Origin of the sequence: Devosia sp. MC532 (genome assembly GCF_016461625.1) — a bacterium.
GTDB lineage: Bacteria > Pseudomonadota > Alphaproteobacteria > Rhizobiales > Devosiaceae > Devosia.
On the sequence record NZ_JAEMNZ010000011.1, the window covers coordinates 1 to 15,072 of the forward strand.

Below are 15,072 nucleotides of genomic sequence, written 5' to 3' on the forward strand. Positions count from 1 at the left end.
GCTGGGGAGGCCGAAAGGACGCGCCCAATGGCCCGAATGCCGGTGCCGTTGAGATACATCTGAACGGCCTGCGCTTTTGTCTGAGCGCTGAATTTAGGGGCGCGATCAGTAAAGTACCGACCACACTCCTTACAGCTAAATCGCTGGTAACCCGCCTTGAGACCGCGCTTGACCGTGGCAGTGCTAGAACAATCTGGACAATCCATCTCAAACCCTCCGGCAAATCACCCCCAAGCAGTCAAACTAGAATCCCAAATGAGCAAGTTGTAAACAGTCCCCTACCAGGGGGAGGGAGGCGAAGGGCCATGGCGCATCGTTTTGGCTTAAAGCTCGCGGAACATCACATAGCTATCGACGTAGCCGTGTTGTGGGTGGTTGAAGGCTTTTGGAAGCGTGCCGACGATAGCGAAGCCGAGCGACTGCCAGAGGGCGACGGCGCGGGTGTTGGTCGACACGACGTGGTTGAACTGCATCGCCCTAAAACCGAGCTCCTTGGCCAGCTCTAGGCTGTGGAGGCACATTGCCTTGGCGATACCTCGCCCCTGCGCCGCCGGCGAGACCATATAGCCGCAATTGGCTACGTGAGCACCGTTGCCGCGCTGATTGGCCATTATGTAGTAGGTGCCGACCACCCGACCGTTCTCTTCGGCGACGTAGACGCTGTGGCTGGGCAAGAACCAATAGGCGAGCGTCCCTTCATCATCGAGGTCGGTGTCGATGGTATAGGTCTCGCCTGAAGCGAGGACTGGCTTGACGATGGAGAGAACCGCCTCGCGGTCCTCTAGGGTTGCGGGGCGGATCTGCATATCAATCGTTTTCGTCTAATGGTGGCACACGAACCTGGCCGGGTGGGGCGATTTCGGGTGCATGAGGGTGGTTTGCAATAGAGGGGCGACGTCCCAGCTCAAAGCGCCATGCGGCCACGGCGAAAATGATCAGGGCGATAGCGACGGCCACGCTGGCAGCGATAAATGGTGCGCCGGGGAAGTAACCCGCCGAGCCTGGGGTCGTGGTGTAATAGGAAAAGATCTGCGTGGCGGCGAGAGGGCCGATAATGGTCGCGAGCGAGCTCGCGGCATTGACCGCACCTTGCAGTTCACCTTGCGAATTGTCCGGCACCTGACGCGACAACACGCCGTTGATGGCTGGTGGGGCGAGGCCCGAGACGCAACCAACGCCGATGGCGATATAGAGCATGTATACATCGGTGCTCATACCGACCGCAGCGAAGGCCGCAATGGCAGCGATAAGGCCGATCATGGCGACAGCTGGCTCGCCCATGCCGCGCGACATGGGGCCCGCCAGCACAGCTTGGGCAATCGCGAAGCCAAGGCCGAAAGCGCCGAGCGTGCGGCCAATGTTGGACGAGCTAAAATTGAACATTTCCACGGTGAAATAGGAGAAAACCGTGGGTAGAGACTGCGCCGAGAGCTGGAAGAAGAAGAGTACGGCCAAGAGCCAGAGCACTGACGGGTACTTCTTAAGAGAATGGACGGCGCCGAGCGGGTTGGCGCGACGAATGTCGAAGCGGCGGCGGCGGGTCTTTGGCAAGCTTTCTGGCAGCACGAAGAGGCCAAAGAGGAAGTTTGCAAACGCGAGAGCGGCTGCGGCGTAGAAGGGTACGCGCGGGCCGAGTTCACCCAATTCACCGCCGATAACGGGGCCAATGATGAAACCTAGGCCAAAGGCCGCACCAATCAGGCCGAAGCTCTGCGTGCGTTTCTCGGGCGGGGTAATATCGGCCATATAGGCGGTGGCTGTCGCAAGGGCTGCGCCAGCGATGCCAGCAATGATGCGGCCGATGAAAAGATACCAAACGAAGGGGGCAATCGACATCATGAGATAGTCGAAGGTAAGGCCCAATAGGGAGAAGAGCAGAACCGGGCGACGACCGAATCTATCTGATAGATTGCCCAGAACAGGCGAAAAGACGAACTGCATGAAGGCGTAGGCGAAGACCAGATAGCCGCCAATAACTGCCGCGTTTGCAACGCTGCCGCCTGTCAATTCCTCTAATAATTCGGGTAATACCGGGGTGATAATGCCCACACCGATCATGTCGATCAGGATGGTTATGAGGATACAGGAGAGGGTCAGTTTTGAGCGTGTCGCTGCTTGCATGCGGTACTTGAAACCTTCCTGTAGTCACCCGCTAGGGCATGTCGCAAATGACACGCACGCCAGCGGGAAAGCAAGAGGCGCCTGTTAGTGTGGCGGCGCCTCAGCATCATAGCTGTATATCCAGCCCAAGCGCTTGAGATGAGCGCGAGTGCCTTGTTTGGCCATCACCACATTACGCGCCCAGCTGAACGGCCAGGCCATGTGAAAAATGCGTCCGTTTTGCGCGGAGAGCGCTGCAACAGCGTGAAGTCGCTTCTGGCGCCGTTTTGCATAATGAGAGAAAGCCGCTTCAGGCTGTTCTGTTCCCATTAAAAGTGGCGCAAGCACGGCGGCGTCTTCAATTCCCATCGCTGCGCCTTGTGCCTGGAAGGGCACTAGGGCGTGGGCGGCGTCACCAATGAGGCCAATACGACCTCGGCTCCACACATTGGTGGAGACGGTGTTTAGAGCCCAAGGGGTCCATTGATCGCGCGCGGCGCTAAGGATCGCGCTCACTTTAGCACCGGGCTTTTTGAGGGTTGGTTGACCCAAGGCCTTGATGTCTTCGCCGGGCGTAAAGAGCGCTAGGTTGAACTGTTTGCGATGCGGCAGAGGGTAACACACGAGGTGGAAGCCTCGCGCGAAAAATACGGAAACCCGGTTTGGCGATATGATGCCGTCGAGCTTTTCCATGGGAATAAGTGCACGCCACGCGATGCGCTTACCAAATACGGCCTGCGGACCGCGAATGGCGCTCAGGCGCGTTTGGGAATGCACACCATCGGCACCGATCAGGGCTTCGCCGCGGAGGGCGCGCTTTTCGCGTCCTGCGGTGAAGTGCACGGTGACGCCGCCGACGTCGTCTTGCATCTGCCAATCGGTAACGCCGAAGTGGATTTCAATGTTAGCAAAGCGGCGGCAGGCAGCGTGCAGAACTCCGGCAAGATCGGCCCGATGCAGAATGGCGTAAGACGAACCAAATTTTTCGCGCATCAACGGGCCAAGCTCCATCGTTGCGATGGGGCCCTTGCTGGAGAGGGTGTAGGAATCGAGGGCTTCAGGCTCAAAACTGACTTCGGAAAGCGCCTCGGCTAGGCCAAGACGATCCAAGATAAGACGAGCGTTCGGGCTGAGCTGAATTCCTGCACCAAACTCTTCAATGTCGGTTTGGCGTTCGATGATGCTCACTTTGGCCCCGAATTTAGCGAGGCCAAGGGCGAGCGTCATGCCAGCGATGCCGGCACCTATGATGATAAAATGACGGCCCGTGGCGGCCATGGCATTACTCAGGCGGCGTTGACCAAGAAGATAGACGAGGCCGGATTGGCCTGGCCTGCACCGAGCTCATGTTTGAACACATAGAGCGTCGAGCAATATGGGCAGACGATCTCTTCATCCTTACCCATGTCTAGGTATACGTGTGGATGATCGAAAGGTGGCAGCGCGCCAACACACTGGAATTCCTTCGAGCCAATCTCGATGCGGGCAAGGCCGGAGGTGTTGTGGAAATGCGGGGTTACGCCGTGCGCCATAATACCAACCTGAATGGTTTGATGAATTGGCGCGACCATAGCCAAACAGCAATGCCAAGAAAAGGAGAAAGCGTGTTTTGCTTTTTGCCTTGCATTTACCGCTGTGAGCCGCAAAACCCACTTAAGTTCTTATGAGGAATGTTGATGCCAACTTTCACCCATTCGGGTTTGACCCTTGCTTATGACGTTTATGGAGAGGGCGCGCCAGTGCTCTGCGTGCATGGGTTTGCCTCGAGTGGCAAGGTCAATTGGCTCGATACAGGTTGGGTCGAGACATTGGTGGAGGCCGGGTATCAAGCCATTACGCTCGACAATCGGGGTCACGGAGGATCCGACAAACCGCATGATCCAGACCTCTATTATCCGAGTTTGATGGCCGAGGACGCACTGGCGCTCTTAGACCATCTTGGGATCAGCCGAGTTGCGGTGTTGGGTTATTCCATGGGCGCTCGCATTGCCGCGTTCATGGCCTATCAAGCCCCAGAAACGGTGGCATCGGTAATCTTCGGTGGGATGGGGCTCAACCTCATCAGCGGGTTGAGTGATGGGAATGATATTATTGCCGGGCTGCGCGCGCCGAGCCTCGCGAGTCTAACCCATCCGACGGCACGGCAGTTTCGGATTTTCGCCGATCATACGGGGTCGGACCGAGAAGCGTTGGCCGCCTGCATGGAAACATCGCGCGAGGCTATGGCGCGCGCTGATGTTCGTCGCATTGACGTGCCGGTGTTGGTCGCCGTTGGCGAGGCCGACGAAATGGCTGGGAGCCCACAGCCCCTCGCAGAATTACTCCCACAGGGTGAGTCGGTGGTGATCCCCAAGCGGGACCATATGCGGGCCACAGGCGATAAGGTGTTTAAGTCTGCAGCGCTTGAGTTTCTCAGTAGAACATACTCGGGCGGTGCTGTTTGATGAACCAATCTCGCTGCTTTGACTTTGAATAGAGAACAATCTGGCTTATATCGTCGGGAAGCGATGAAACGGAGTGCGGCGCCATGAACGGCAATGCTCAACAGTCGATCCAGATCAAATCAGTCGATCCCGTCTGGGAAGCGGTGCGTGCGAGCGCGCAGCAGATCGTTGATTCTGAACCCGCACTGGCGAATATGGCGCTTAGCAATATTCTCAATCATGCGCGGTTCGAAGACGCGCTGGCGCACCGTCTGGCATTGCGCTTGGGGGACGAGGATGTGTCGGCGGACATGATCCGCCAGGCGTTCGAAGAAACTTTGCGGGATGCGCCACATATTGGTGAAGCCGCACGCACTGATCTCGTCGCGACAATGGAACGTGATCCTGCCTGTGATCGTGCTGTAGAGCCGCTGCTCTATTTTAAGGGCTACCAGGCGATCCAAACGCACCGTTTCGCTCATGCAATGCTCAATGCTGGACGGCGCGATTTTGCGCTCTATTTGCAGAGCCGATCCAGCCAAGTGTTTCAGGTTGATATCAACCCGGCCGTGAAGATGGGTAAGGGTATTATGCTCGACCATGGCACTGGCTTGGTGATTGGTGAGACGGCTGTCGTCGGCGACAATGTCTCCATGCTTCAGAATGTTACGCTCGGTGGGACCGGTAAATCCGATCAGGATCGTCACCCAAAAATCGGCAATGGTGTTTTGATCGGCGCTGGTGCCAAGGTGCTTGGCAATATCCGCGTGGGGGATTGCTCGCGCGTGGGGGCAGGCTCTGTTGTGCTCAAGGAAGTGCCGCCGCGCGTGACCGTCGCAGGTGTTCCCGCAAAGGTGATTGGCGAGGCGGGTTGCGCCCAGCCAGCGCTGGTAATGGACCAGGTTGTGCTGGTTTACGACAAAACCTCGTAGGGCGCGTGCAAGAGCTTCACACGGCTTGTTCCCGCTAAAATGGTTGGCATAGGGGTTGCCAGCGAGCGGCTAGGGTCTAGATTGCGCGCTTAACCCAAGTACAGGACATTTGCTGTGAACCAGCCAGAAATCATCAAACTGCAGGGCTTCCTGCAGCGCACCTTTGGCAACAAGAACATCGACGTTCGTCCACGCCACAAGCTGAACGACTCTGTCGAAGTGTTCATCGGCGATGAATCCATCGGCCTCATCCACGCCGACGACGAAGACGGCGATAAGTCCTACATGTTCTCCATGTCGATCCTCGATATCGATCTGGAAGACTAAATTTTAGAGTGCGCCGATTTGCTCCAGCCATGGGGCCATTTGGCTATCAAACTCTCGCCAGTGGGTCAGTGCTGCCTCGTTAAAGCTAACGATGGCGGCCAACCCGCTGGATAGATGTATAGTGCGTACGCATCGACTAGGCCGCGCCGGCGTTGGCGCTGTTGAGCATTTGGCCACAAATGGCCTAGACGCCAAGGCGTCGTACCAAACCACTTCCCCCGCATATCCGTCTGCTTGTTTCAGCGTTTTGCCGACAAGGCCCGGAACGGTCTGCAGCAGTGCGCCCTGAAATTGATGCACGTAAACTGTATCCAGTAGTGCGCTGCTCGCCCGGGCGCGGGTGAGAGGGAGTAGTGTGACATCAATGAGTGTAGCGCTCTTGGTGCGTTCGAAATTTAGCGCAAACTTCAAATCGACCTGCTGAACGAATCCCTCGCGAGTGTCCTGAGCTGTGCGGAACCATGTCTGGGGTATAGCGAGCTCGCGACCTCCAACGGTCTGGATAATGCGGGAGCTGTCCGCGCGATCTGGTGTCTGCGGCGCGTCATTTCTGCCCATTTGATCAAGGGCATAGGCCAAGCCTAGTGCGGCGACCAAAATGATCAATCCTATCGCTGCAAGATTGTAAGCGACCCCCGCATGGGATGGTCCAGACCTAGTCGATGCTGTGTGCATGAGCGGTGTTAACCAAATTATCCAGCAGGAGGTGACAGTTCATAGAGTAGATCATATGCTTAACAAATCATTAATACAGCCAGGTATGGGCGAAGAAGATGAGCAGGGAACTACTACTCGCCGCCTTTATTATGGGCGTTGGACTGAGCGTGGCGGGGGCAGGGACGTATCTTTATCAGTGGCTGACGCGGGAAGAAGCGGCGCTGCGGGTAGATGGTAATACCTTGGGCCAGTCGTTTCTTCGGTTTGTTGTTAGCGTCGTGTGTGGGCCCTACATCATGCTCCAGTATGGCTGGAAGCAGGAAGATGACGGCACGCTCTCGATGCCATCGATGTTGATTTCCTCACTCGTGGCTTTTGGCTGGTCTTTCGTGACCGGCCTCCTGATCATGAGCGTTTACGTCTTGGTGCTGTACTAAGCGCTTCGCTGGTTAAACGAAAAGGGCCCCGCATTGCGGGGCCCTTTTCGTATGCCTTGGCAGGCGAATTAGCTGTTGGAGGCAACCACAATGGTGCGGGCGTCAATCATATCTACCCAATGTCCGGAGTGGGTTTGTGACTGGCGCTTGAGGAAGGTGTACGGGGTGTCGCTCCAAAGCTTGATGGAGCCTTCTTGGTTGTCCAGCACCATGTCGCCTCGATCGGTGCGTGCCATCAGTACGGCGTGACCATTGCCGTTAGGCTCACGCACAACAGCAATCATCAGCGTCGATGGGTTCCAACCAGCTTCAATGAGGTCCCGACGCTTGGCCAGCGCGAAGTCTTCGCAATCGCCGTAGCCGTTCGGATAGGTCCAGAATTCATCAACCTGATAGAGGTCGCGATCTTCCACCGGTACGACAGTTTGATTGTAGTGGGAGTTTACTGCGACCAGCTCTTCCCAGCGCTGCGCGTCAAGCGGCATGGCGGCGATTGGGCTTGGGTTGGAGCGGCATTCAGCAGGGCGCGACTTGCAGAACTCCAAATGTCCAACCGGGATGGAGCTGTTCTTTTCGGCAGTCTGGATAAAGGCAACGTGGGTAAGGTCCAACGCAGACACGGGTGCGGACATCAAAGCGATGGCGCTCAGAACTCCAGCGATAAGCGTCTTTGCTGTGGTGGCCATGTCCCCGATCTCCCAGTTGGAGATCATTCTAGGTAACGGCCATTAGCTCGATAAGAAAACTACCACGTAGTTTTTATGTGAGTTTTATCCACCGCATTCATGCTTCATTAACCATAATTATCAGTGGACTAGCTCATGCGCAGGTTTTGCTGGACGACATTGAGCATTTCCTGGGAGGCGACGAACTCGACCGCAACGCCGTTTTGGAGATGACGAACAACCCGTGCGCGCATGCGTCCGAGGGCGATGGGTGTGCCCATTGCAGGACGAACGTCCAATTCGATGGCTGCGCCCGAGAGCGAGATGTCGATGATCTTGCAATTGTAACGGCGACCGTCGTCCAAGACGACGGTGGAATGGCGAATGTCCGGTACGACACGTTCGTGGCGTCGGTCTTCGGGCAGGTTGAGAAGATCCTTGCTCGCCAGCCATGTCAGCTGCGCAGCCATTTTATCGCGCTTGCGCGGGGAGGCGTCGATGCTCATGCAAAATCCGCCATCGACCTGCGCTTCCAGCGTGCCCTCTATGCGGCCCAAGTGATCGAGATAGGCAATGATCCTCTCGCCGATAACACCCGCGACCGGAGCGATGACAACAGCATCACCAGGAGACATTGCAAGAACCTGACAGGGGAACTCACGGCGGTCGGCCAGCATGTAGCGCCCTAGAATAGAGACGTTAACGCGTTGAAAACGTTGCTCAGTTCTTGGTGGGGGCGCTGCAAAACTGTCTCGAGCGGAGATGTTGCCATCATCAAGCATCGACAACCTGCTCCTAGGTCAAAGTATTCTCAATGAAAACTTAGAGCAGCTTGGTTAACTTAGTATGGATTGTTAGTTCCGAAGGTGCTTTAAAAGGCGGTCTTTAGTTTCGACCGCCGTCAATCACTGCCAAGTGTGCATAGCGGCGGGCAGTTATGCCGTAAACTGTTGTGGGCAGTGCGGTTGATGCCGCTGTATGGGTGTAAGGGACGTCGTTGACGACGCTCGATACTTCCTGCGCCATGGGTTCGTCCGCTGGCATATCATCCGGCCACAAGAGGCGGAGGCCAGTGATGCGCTGTTCGATGACAGGCTGTACGCCAAGCCAGTAGGGCTCATCAAAAGCCGTCATAGCACCCAGAATGCGGGCGTGGGTGGAGCCGTTATGACGCAATGGCATCAAAATGGCCTCAAAGGTCACCTTGGTCTGCAGGGCGGTGGTCCCTTGGAAGGTGACAAGCGCGACGGCGTGATCTTCGGTGACAGCGCGAATGAGTGTTTCAATCGCGTCGTGATCGCGGTCATGCCAAAGGGCATTGAATGAGCGGCCTTTGAGCTCGCGGCAGTAGCTGGTGCACAGGTGTGATCCGGCAAGGCGGAACGAGAACTCTTCGTTGTCGTCGACCTCAAGGATAAACGTGTTGGCAAGTGCCTCACGGATGCGAGTCGGATCAATATCTCGACGGTCGGGAGCGCTGCGCGAACCCCGAATCGTGTTCCAATAGGTATAGAGCGTCTTGGTGCTCGGCATCTTCATGGTTCAGCGTTCCGCATCGTTGGCGTCCGGGTAGCTCCAACAGCCACTCTTCAGCCCGCTGAACATTGCAAAATGTAGATCAAATTGCCCGCTTAAAGATTGATTAAGGTTAATGCCGGGGCAGGCATTGTGGAAAAGTTAACAAGAACGATCGCTGTTACGCGGCGAGGGGGCAGGGCATGACGGGCCACGATCAACACTCTCAAAGCGAACAAAAACAAGGGCGTGAGCCCATTTTCTTGCTGCCCACGACGGTCGCCGTGCTTGCCGGCGTGATGATTGTTGTCCACATCGCTTCGACCCTGGTTCTTAACCAGTCCGGGCTTTTGCAACTCTACTACTGGTTCGCCTATTTGCCCGCGCGTTTCATCGCTGCAGGCGAGGATTTGATCTATGCCGCGCCACTGTTGTGGACCCCGATCACCCATGCCTTTTTGCACGGGGGCTGGGATCACCTTGTGCTCAATACGGCTTGGCTCTTGATTTTCGGAACACCTGTGGCGCGCCGTTACGGTGGCATGGGCATGATTGCGATTTTTGTCGTCTCTGCGATCGCAGGGGCGGCGCTGTTCACCGTGGTGACGCTCTATGACGGGGTCTTTTTGATTGGGGCTTCGGGGGGCGTTGCGGGTCTGACCGGTGCGGCGATCCGATTTATGTTCCAGCCAGTCGTTGTGGCGAACGACCCTGAAACAGGGGAGAGGATCATCTTGGGGCGTCGGCTGGCCTCAATCAAAGAAGTGATGTTGCACCCGCGCGCGCGGTTTTTCACTTTGCTTTGGTTGATCCTGAACGCCGCTGTGCCGCTCCTACCATTGTTTTTAGGCGTGAACCTGACCATTGCCTGGCAGGCTCATCTGGGCGGGTTTCTTGCAGGCTTCTTTATGGTGCAGCTGTTCGAGCGCCGGGCGTAATTTTAACCCAAGGCTTTTGCGCTATTCGAGCATAGCTCTGATGGCCCTCGCTCCTAAAATCTTCCAAGTGGAGGGATTTTAGGAGCCGAGCTGTCAAGGCGGAGCCGTACTATTTCCCGTAGACGGCTTTAGGGTCGAAGAGACGCGGAATACCGGTGTCGGCAAGTTTGGCTTCGCCATTATCGACTGTTACCTGCCGATAGAAGCAGGTCTTGCGACCGGTGTGGCAGGCGGCGCCACGTCCGGTTTGGTGAACGCTCATGACAATGCAGTCTTGATCGCAATCGGTGCGAAGGGAAACGACCTGCTGGAGTTCTCCGGAGGTCTCGCCTTTCTTCCAGATCGACTGACGGGAGCGCGAGTAATAATGCGCAATGCCGGTTTCGATGGTCAGGCTGAGCGTTTCTGCATTCATATAGGCGACCATGAGGACGTCTTTGGTCTCGTCATCGACCGTCACCACGGTGAGCAAGCCATGCGCGTCAAAGCGCGGCGCAAACTCTGTGCCGTCTTCAAGGGCGTGGTGATCGAGAGATTTGGGATCGACGAAAGTAAAGCTCATGGTCTGCGCCCTGTGAGGGAAGAGCTAAACGCTCTAGCGCGGTCGGCAGACGATGTCACGTTCTATGGGGGGTGCTCTCAAGAGCACCTGCACTGCTGAGCCAATCTTTGTAATCACCGGACTTGGCCCGGTGATCTTGTCCGTATCAGCATCGTACTGAATTGCCGGGGTGCCCCCGGCAATGAGAGCGTGAAGAAACTGGGGGCCTAATGGCCCCCACATAATCTTTAGCGCGTGACCATGGCAAAGAAGCGGTCCTGCTCAACGCGGTCTTCAGCGAAAACGCCGGTGAAGCGGTGAGTGACGGTCGAGACATCGTGGGCCTTTACGCCGCGCATGGTCATGCACATGTGCTCCGCTTCGAGCATAACAGCTGCGCCGCGCGGGTTCAGGTTTTCGTTGATCGCGTCGATGATCTGAGCGGTCATCGTTTCCTGCGTCTGCAGGCGGCGCGCGAAAACTTCCACCAGACGAGCAAGCTTAGAGAGGCCAACAACGCCATCGTGCGGCAGGTATGCGATATGGGCCTTGCCGTAGAAGGGGACCATGTGGTGTTCGCAGTGTGCGTAGAACGGGATGCCCTTCACGAGGACAAGATCGTCGTATCCACCGACCTCTTTGAAGGTCTTAGAGAGAACGGACTTTTCGTCCTGCGCATAGCCAGAAAACAGCTCGCCATAGGCTTTGGTGACGCGAGCAGGAGTTTCGAGTAGGCCTTCACGCGTTGGGTCGTCGCCAGCCCATGCGATCAAAGTGCGGACTGCCGCCTCTGCTTCTTCGCGCGTTGGGCGCGTGGTCGCCGAGCGTGTGTCATCATTCGCCTTGAGCGCGTTAATTTGAGCGTCCATAATTGGGCATCCCCAGCAATACGTTCGTAAATCGCCCAAGGGCGCATTACGGTGTGTGAGTTTATTAATTACCGCACTGACACCGCATTTATCCCACCTATATAAGGTGCAGACGCTATTGGAACAAGAAACTGCCTCGCTGATGGAATTGAACGATCTTTATTCAGAAAAGATCCTTGATCTGGCGGCAAACGCGCCAAATCCGGGGCGATTGGCAGCGCCCGATGGCACAGCTCGGAAGGTGGCGAAGGTCTGTGGGTCTTTAATCGAAGTGGACCTATCCATACAGAATGGCGTGATCACTGGTTATGGCCATAAAGTCTCCGCCTGCGCTCTTGGGCAGACTTCAGCATCGGTTGTGGCCAGAGAGATCGTTGGAACTTCGGTGGCGGAGTTCTCAGTATTGCGCGATGTGATGTTGGCTATGCTGACCGTTGACGGGCCTGTGCCAGCTGGGAAGTGGGCTGACTTGGCATATCTTGAGCCGGTACGTGCATTCCCCCATCGGCACGCTTCCACCATGTTGGTATTTGAGGCAGTGTTGGCTGCGGTTGAGAATGCTGAGTCAAAACAAGCTCATGGCGCGCAAAGCTGATGCATCGATTCATCGACATTATGTGGCGCGTGATCGATCTGCCGTTCAAGTTTGCGGCGGTTTTTCTCATTACGCTTTATCGCTATACGGTCTCGGCATTTACCGGCCGGACGTGTCGGCACCTTCCAACATGCTCGGAGTTTACCCGGGATAGTATTTGGCGCTTCGGCTTTTGGCCGGGAGGCTGGATGGGGGCGGCGCGGCTGTGGCGTTGTCGCCCGGGCGGCTCGCATGGTTATGATCCAGTGCCGGAGGCGTTGCCTGAGGGGCAGTGGTATGCGCCCTGGCGCTATGGGCGCTGGAAATAGGGACGGAAGTGATGTTGCGGCGAGCTACCCTTTAGGGTGGGTGAGCGGGTCGCGAAACTCGTTTATAATACGATCCGTCCGGGCTTCGATCCTGCTTTCCACATTGGCCATGCGGCCTGCTATCTCAGATTTGATGGTAAGCTCTAAATCTGCCTGCATGTCGGTCAGGTGTCGGTCTAGCCGACGACTCTGATCGGAAACGGCGAGCACAAGCGAGCGAACGTCGCCCACTTCTTGGCGCAGGCTGCGCTGTTCGTCGATGACGCGTTCAAGTTGACGCGCAATGAACTGCAGGTCGACCGGGTGCTCTTTCATAGGGTGAATATAGTTCACTTATGCACGATTGCCTATACTGGGCTGGCAGAAACGAAAAACCGTGCTATTCAGGCCGCCTTGCAGCCCAGTGGAGGCTGCTTCAAACCAAAAATTTCTGGAGACTTCAAATGTCGATCAAGGTGACATTCCCCGATGGTGCAGCTCGCGAATTTCCGCGCGGCACTACCGGCACCGAGATCGTGGAAGGGATCTCCAAGTCGCTGGCAAAGAAGACTGTCGCGATGAAGTGGAACGGCGCTCTTGCCGATCTCTCTGACGCGCTCGACGCTGACGGCAAGATCGAGTTTGTGACGCGCGAATCCGGTTCGGCGGACGTGCTCGAACTCATCCGCCACGACGCCGCTCACGTGCTGGCTGAAGCTGTGCAGGAACTTTGGCCTGATACTCAGGTGACTATTGGTCCGGTGATTGAGAACGGCTTCTACTACGATTTCTATCGTCCGGCAGGTCCGTTCACTGAAGACGATCTGCGCGTCATCGAAAAGAAGATGGCTGAGATCGTCGATCGTGGCGCGGCCTTCACCAAGGAAATCTGGACCCGCGATCAGGCCAAGGATTTCTTCCGCGCTAAGGGCGAGCATTTTAAGGTTGAACTGGTTGACGCTATTCCGGCTGATCAGTCGCTGAAGATGTATAAGCAGGGTCAGTGGATCGACCTCTGTCGCGGTCCGCACATGCGTTCGGTCAAGGATGTTGGTACGGCCTTCAAGCTGACCAAGGTGGCTGGCGCTTACTGGCGTGGTGACAGCAATCGTGAAGTGTTGAGCCGTATCTACGGCACCGCTTTTGCGACCAAGGAAGACCTCGAAGCTTACGTCACCATGATGGAAGAAGCCGAGAAGCGCGACCACCGTAAGATCGGCCGCGACCTTGACCTATTCCACTTCCAGGAAGAAGCGCAGGGTTCGGTGTTCTGGCACCCACGTGGCTTTGTCATCTACAACCAGATGGAAGCCTATATCCGCCGCCGTCTGGACAAGTCGGGCTATGTTGAGGTGAAGACGCCTCAGCTGATGCACGCCAAGTTCTGGGAGCAGTCCGGCCACTGGGGCAAGTATCGCGAAAACATGTTCGTTGTGCCCGATCAGGTACCGAACACTGAAGACGATCAGCCGATTTTTGAATCCGGTGCTGACCTGTTGGCGCTCAAGCCAATGAATTGCCCAGCGCACGTTCAGATCTTCAACCAGGGTATTAAGTCCTACCGTGATCTGCCGCTGCGCATGGCGGAATTTGGTTGCTGCCACCGCAATGAAGCGCATGGCGCGCTGCATGGTCTGATGCGTGTGCGTCAGATGACGCAGGACGACGCGCACATCTTCTGCCGTGAAGACCAGATCCAGAGCGAAACCGAGCACTTCGTTCACCTGCTGTACTCCGTCTACAAGGACATGGAGTTCAGCAATGTTGTCATTAAGCTAGCAACGCGTCCGGAAAAGTTCGGTGGCACCATCGAGCGTTGGGATGCGGCTGAAAAGGCGCTGGGCGATGCTCTGCGCGCCACGGGCTATGACTTTGAAATCGCTGAAGGCGAAGGCGCATTCTACGCGCCCAAGCTCGAGTTCCACCTCAAGGACGCCATCGGTCGCTCCTGGCAGGTTGGTACGCTGCAGCTCGACTATGTTCTGCCCGAACGCCTCAACGCTACCTATGTGGCAGAGGATGGTTCGCGTCAGTATGCCGTGATGCTGCACCGCGCGATCCTTGGTTCTCTCGAGCGCTTCATCGGTATTCTGATCGAAAACTACGCTGGCAAGATGCCAATGTGGCTGGCCCCGACCCAGGTTGTGGTCGCGACCATTGTGTCGGAAGCGGACGACTACGCTGAGAAGCTGGTCCGTCAGCTGCGCGATGCCGGCATTCGTGCCGAAATCGACGCTCGTAACGAAAAGATCAACTACAAGGTCCGCGAGCACTCGGTGAACAAGGTGCCGCTGATGTTTGTGGTTGGCCGTCGTGAAGCGGAAGAAGGCAATGTTTCGGTGCGCCGTCTTGGTACTGAAGGTCAGCAGGTCCGTCCGTTCATGGAAGCGTTGGTTGATCTGATGGCTGAGGCTACCGCGCCGGATTTGAAGGCTGCTGCTGCGGCGAAGGCTGAATAATGCCACTTCGTCCGTCTAATCGCGAAATGAAAGCTCTCTACCATATGGGGGAGAGCAATGTGATGGGCCCCGACGACTTCAAGGATGTCGGCGAAAAGACATTCGCCGTTATGCTCAAGAAGGAGTGGATTGAAGAGGTCGAGCCGGGCAAGTTCCGGACCACCGAAAAGGGCCGTATCATCCACGACGAGGAAGTGTATTTCTCAGGTCGTTGGAAGCGGTAGGTTTTCGCGGGGTTTATAACCCACTCCCGACCTCCCCCTAGTAGGGGGAGGCGTAGAACGGTTTGATGGCGTGGTCTTGCCAATCGGCAGGATGTGTTCCTCC

General features: G+C 56.5%; 20 protein-coding genes. 9 read left to right on the top strand and 11 right to left on the bottom strand.

What is annotated here, in order from left to right; translation table 11 throughout:
- Positions 1-323: 323 nt before the first annotated feature.
- The 4 genes from JHC09_RS13530 to JHC09_RS13545 form a co-directional block, all read right to left on the bottom strand.
- Positions 324-806, bottom strand: a complete 483-nt coding sequence (locus tag JHC09_RS13530; protein ID WP_199532342.1) for a GNAT family N-acetyltransferase — start codon at positions 804-806, stop codon at positions 324-326.
- A 1-nt stretch (position 807) separates the two neighbouring features.
- Positions 808-2,121: an MFS transporter gene (locus tag JHC09_RS13535; RefSeq protein WP_199532343.1), complete on the bottom strand. Its 1,314-nt coding sequence runs from the start codon at positions 2,119-2,121 to the stop codon at positions 808-810.
- An 84-nt stretch (positions 2,122-2,205) separates the two neighbouring features.
- Entirely contained in the window at positions 2,206-3,378 is a 1,173-nt protein-coding gene (locus tag JHC09_RS13540; RefSeq protein WP_199532344.1) for an FAD-dependent monooxygenase, read from the bottom strand.
- 8 nt (positions 3,379-3,386) lie between these two features.
- Positions 3,387-3,632, bottom strand: a complete 246-nt coding sequence (locus tag JHC09_RS13545) for a zinc-finger domain-containing protein (RefSeq protein WP_199532494.1) — start codon at positions 3,630-3,632, stop codon at positions 3,387-3,389.
- A 144-nt stretch (positions 3,633-3,776) separates the two neighbouring features.
- On the opposite strand from JHC09_RS13545, the gene JHC09_RS13550 reads away from it, so the two are divergent.
- The 3 genes from JHC09_RS13550 to JHC09_RS13560 all read left to right on the top strand — a co-directional run bounded on the left by JHC09_RS13550 (position 3,777) and on the right by JHC09_RS13560 (position 5,782).
- Complete coding sequence (locus tag JHC09_RS13550; RefSeq protein ID WP_199532345.1) at positions 3,777-4,544, top strand: alpha/beta hydrolase; 768 nt, start codon at positions 3,777-3,779, stop codon at positions 4,542-4,544.
- 83 nt (positions 4,545-4,627) lie between these two features.
- A complete protein-coding gene (gene cysE / locus JHC09_RS13555) occupies positions 4,628-5,455 on the top strand; it encodes a serine O-acetyltransferase (RefSeq protein WP_169195022.1) in 828 nt (275 codons plus the stop codon).
- A gap of 114 nt (positions 5,456-5,569) precedes the next feature.
- Positions 5,570-5,782: a DUF3126 family protein gene (locus tag JHC09_RS13560; protein ID WP_169195021.1), complete on the top strand. Its 213-nt coding sequence runs from the start codon at positions 5,570-5,572 to the stop codon at positions 5,780-5,782.
- A 3-nt stretch (positions 5,783-5,785) separates the two neighbouring features.
- On the opposite strand, the gene JHC09_RS13565 is transcribed toward JHC09_RS13560, so the two are convergent.
- Complete coding sequence (locus tag JHC09_RS13565) at positions 5,786-6,379, bottom strand: hypothetical protein (RefSeq protein ID WP_199532346.1); 594 nt, start codon at positions 6,377-6,379, stop codon at positions 5,786-5,788.
- 176 nt (positions 6,380-6,555) lie between these two features.
- Between JHC09_RS13565 and JHC09_RS13570 the strand changes: the two genes are divergently transcribed.
- Complete coding sequence (locus JHC09_RS13570; protein ID WP_169195019.1) at positions 6,556-6,876, top strand: hypothetical protein; 321 nt, start codon at positions 6,556-6,558, stop codon at positions 6,874-6,876.
- Positions 6,877-6,944: 68 nt separating this feature from the next.
- Here JHC09_RS13570 and JHC09_RS13575 read toward each other — a convergent pair whose 3' ends face one another.
- The 3 genes from JHC09_RS13575 to JHC09_RS13585 form a co-directional block, all read right to left on the bottom strand.
- The gene (locus tag JHC09_RS13575; protein WP_199532347.1) at positions 6,945-7,562 is read right to left on the bottom strand and encodes a transglutaminase-like cysteine peptidase; all 618 of its coding nucleotides are present in this window, start codon (positions 7,560-7,562) and stop codon (positions 6,945-6,947) included.
- 128 nt (positions 7,563-7,690) lie between these two features.
- Positions 7,691-8,323, bottom strand: a complete 633-nt coding sequence (locus JHC09_RS13580) for a PilZ domain-containing protein (RefSeq protein WP_169195017.1) — start codon at positions 8,321-8,323, stop codon at positions 7,691-7,693.
- 103 nt (positions 8,324-8,426) lie between these two features.
- Positions 8,427-9,080, bottom strand: a complete 654-nt coding sequence (locus JHC09_RS13585) for a PAS domain-containing protein (protein ID WP_169195016.1) — start codon at positions 9,078-9,080, stop codon at positions 8,427-8,429.
- A gap of 179 nt (positions 9,081-9,259) precedes the next feature.
- Here JHC09_RS13585 and JHC09_RS13590 point away from each other — a divergent pair, with 179 nt between their 5' ends.
- A complete protein-coding gene (locus JHC09_RS13590; protein WP_199532348.1) occupies positions 9,260-9,994 on the top strand; it encodes a rhomboid family intramembrane serine protease in 735 nt (244 codons plus the stop codon).
- Positions 9,995-10,103: 109 nt separating this feature from the next.
- On the opposite strand, the gene hisI is transcribed toward JHC09_RS13590, so the two are convergent.
- Together hisI and folE are read right to left on the bottom strand one after the other, a co-directional pair.
- On the bottom strand, positions 10,104-10,556 hold the full coding sequence (gene hisI, locus JHC09_RS13595) for a phosphoribosyl-AMP cyclohydrolase (RefSeq protein WP_199532351.1): 453 nt from the start codon (positions 10,554-10,556) through the stop codon (positions 10,104-10,106).
- A gap of 227 nt (positions 10,557-10,783) precedes the next feature.
- Positions 10,784-11,404 carry a GTP cyclohydrolase I FolE gene (folE, locus tag JHC09_RS13600; protein WP_199532353.1) on the bottom strand — a complete coding sequence of 207 codons (621 nt, stop codon included), beginning with the start codon at positions 11,402-11,404 and terminating at the stop codon, positions 10,784-10,786.
- A 118-nt stretch (positions 11,405-11,522) separates the two neighbouring features.
- Here folE and JHC09_RS13605 point away from each other — a divergent pair, with 118 nt between their 5' ends.
- Both JHC09_RS13605 and yidD read left to right on the top strand, forming a co-directional pair.
- Positions 11,523-11,999 carry an iron-sulfur cluster assembly scaffold protein gene (locus JHC09_RS13605; protein ID WP_248309026.1) on the top strand — a complete coding sequence of 159 codons (477 nt, stop codon included), beginning with the start codon at positions 11,523-11,525 and terminating at the stop codon, positions 11,997-11,999.
- Positions 11,999-12,307, top strand: coding sequence for a membrane protein insertion efficiency factor YidD (gene yidD / locus JHC09_RS13610; protein ID WP_199532355.1), 309 nt, complete (start codon positions 11,999-12,001; stop codon positions 12,305-12,307). The genes JHC09_RS13605 and yidD overlap by 1 nt, the downstream gene beginning before the upstream one ends.
- Before the next feature lie 24 nt (positions 12,308-12,331).
- On the opposite strand, the gene JHC09_RS13615 is transcribed toward yidD, so the two are convergent.
- Complete coding sequence (locus JHC09_RS13615) at positions 12,332-12,640, bottom strand: hypothetical protein (RefSeq protein ID WP_199532357.1); 309 nt, start codon at positions 12,638-12,640, stop codon at positions 12,332-12,334.
- Between the two features lie 110 nt (positions 12,641-12,750).
- Here JHC09_RS13615 and thrS point away from each other — a divergent pair, with 110 nt between their 5' ends.
- Complete coding sequence (gene thrS, locus JHC09_RS13620; RefSeq protein WP_199532364.1) at positions 12,751-14,745, top strand: threonine--tRNA ligase; 1,995 nt, start codon at positions 12,751-12,753, stop codon at positions 14,743-14,745.
- Positions 14,745-14,969 carry a hypothetical protein gene (locus JHC09_RS13625; protein ID WP_199532366.1) on the top strand — a complete coding sequence of 75 codons (225 nt, stop codon included), beginning with the start codon at positions 14,745-14,747 and terminating at the stop codon, positions 14,967-14,969. Before thrS ends, JHC09_RS13625 begins: the two co-directional genes overlap by 1 nt.
- Positions 14,970-15,072 lie beyond the last annotated feature (103 nt).

Coding starts and splice junctions, on each gene's coding strand:
- JHC09_RS13585 (WP_169195016.1), bottom strand. CDS start 9,080: ATGAAGATGCCGAGCACCAAGACGCTCTATACCTATTGGAACACGATT.
- folE (WP_199532353.1), bottom strand. CDS start 11,404: ATGGACGCTCAAATTAACGCGCTCAAGGCGAATGATGACACACGCTCG.
- JHC09_RS13580 (WP_169195017.1), bottom strand. CDS start 8,323: ATGCTTGATGATGGCAACATCTCCGCTCGAGACAGTTTTGCAGCGCCC.
- JHC09_RS13530 (WP_199532342.1), bottom strand. CDS start 806: ATGCAGATCCGCCCCGCAACCCTAGAGGACCGCGAGGCGGTTCTCTCC.
- yidD (WP_199532355.1), top strand. CDS start 11,999: ATGCATCGATTCATCGACATTATGTGGCGCGTGATCGATCTGCCGTTC.
- thrS (WP_199532364.1), top strand. CDS start 12,751: ATGTCGATCAAGGTGACATTCCCCGATGGTGCAGCTCGCGAATTTCCG.
- hisI (WP_199532351.1), bottom strand. CDS start 10,556: ATGAGCTTTACTTTCGTCGATCCCAAATCTCTCGATCACCACGCCCTT.
- JHC09_RS13570 (WP_169195019.1), top strand. CDS start 6,556: ATGAGCAGGGAACTACTACTCGCCGCCTTTATTATGGGCGTTGGACTG.
- JHC09_RS13550 (WP_199532345.1), top strand. CDS start 3,777: ATGCCAACTTTCACCCATTCGGGTTTGACCCTTGCTTATGACGTTTAT.
- JHC09_RS13625 (WP_199532366.1), top strand. CDS start 14,745: ATGCCACTTCGTCCGTCTAATCGCGAAATGAAAGCTCTCTACCATATG.
- JHC09_RS13545 (WP_199532494.1), bottom strand. CDS start 3,632: ATGGCGCACGGCGTAACCCCGCATTTCCACAACACCTCCGGCCTTGCC.
- JHC09_RS13575 (WP_199532347.1), bottom strand. CDS start 7,562: ATGGCCACCACAGCAAAGACGCTTATCGCTGGAGTTCTGAGCGCCATC.
- JHC09_RS13590 (WP_199532348.1), top strand. CDS start 9,260: ATGACGGGCCACGATCAACACTCTCAAAGCGAACAAAAACAAGGGCGT.
- JHC09_RS13535 (WP_199532343.1), bottom strand. CDS start 2,121: ATGCAAGCAGCGACACGCTCAAAACTGACCCTCTCCTGTATCCTCATA.
- JHC09_RS13540 (WP_199532344.1), bottom strand. CDS start 3,378: ATGGCCGCCACGGGCCGTCATTTTATCATCATAGGTGCCGGCATCGCT.
- cysE (WP_169195022.1), top strand. CDS start 4,628: ATGAACGGCAATGCTCAACAGTCGATCCAGATCAAATCAGTCGATCCC.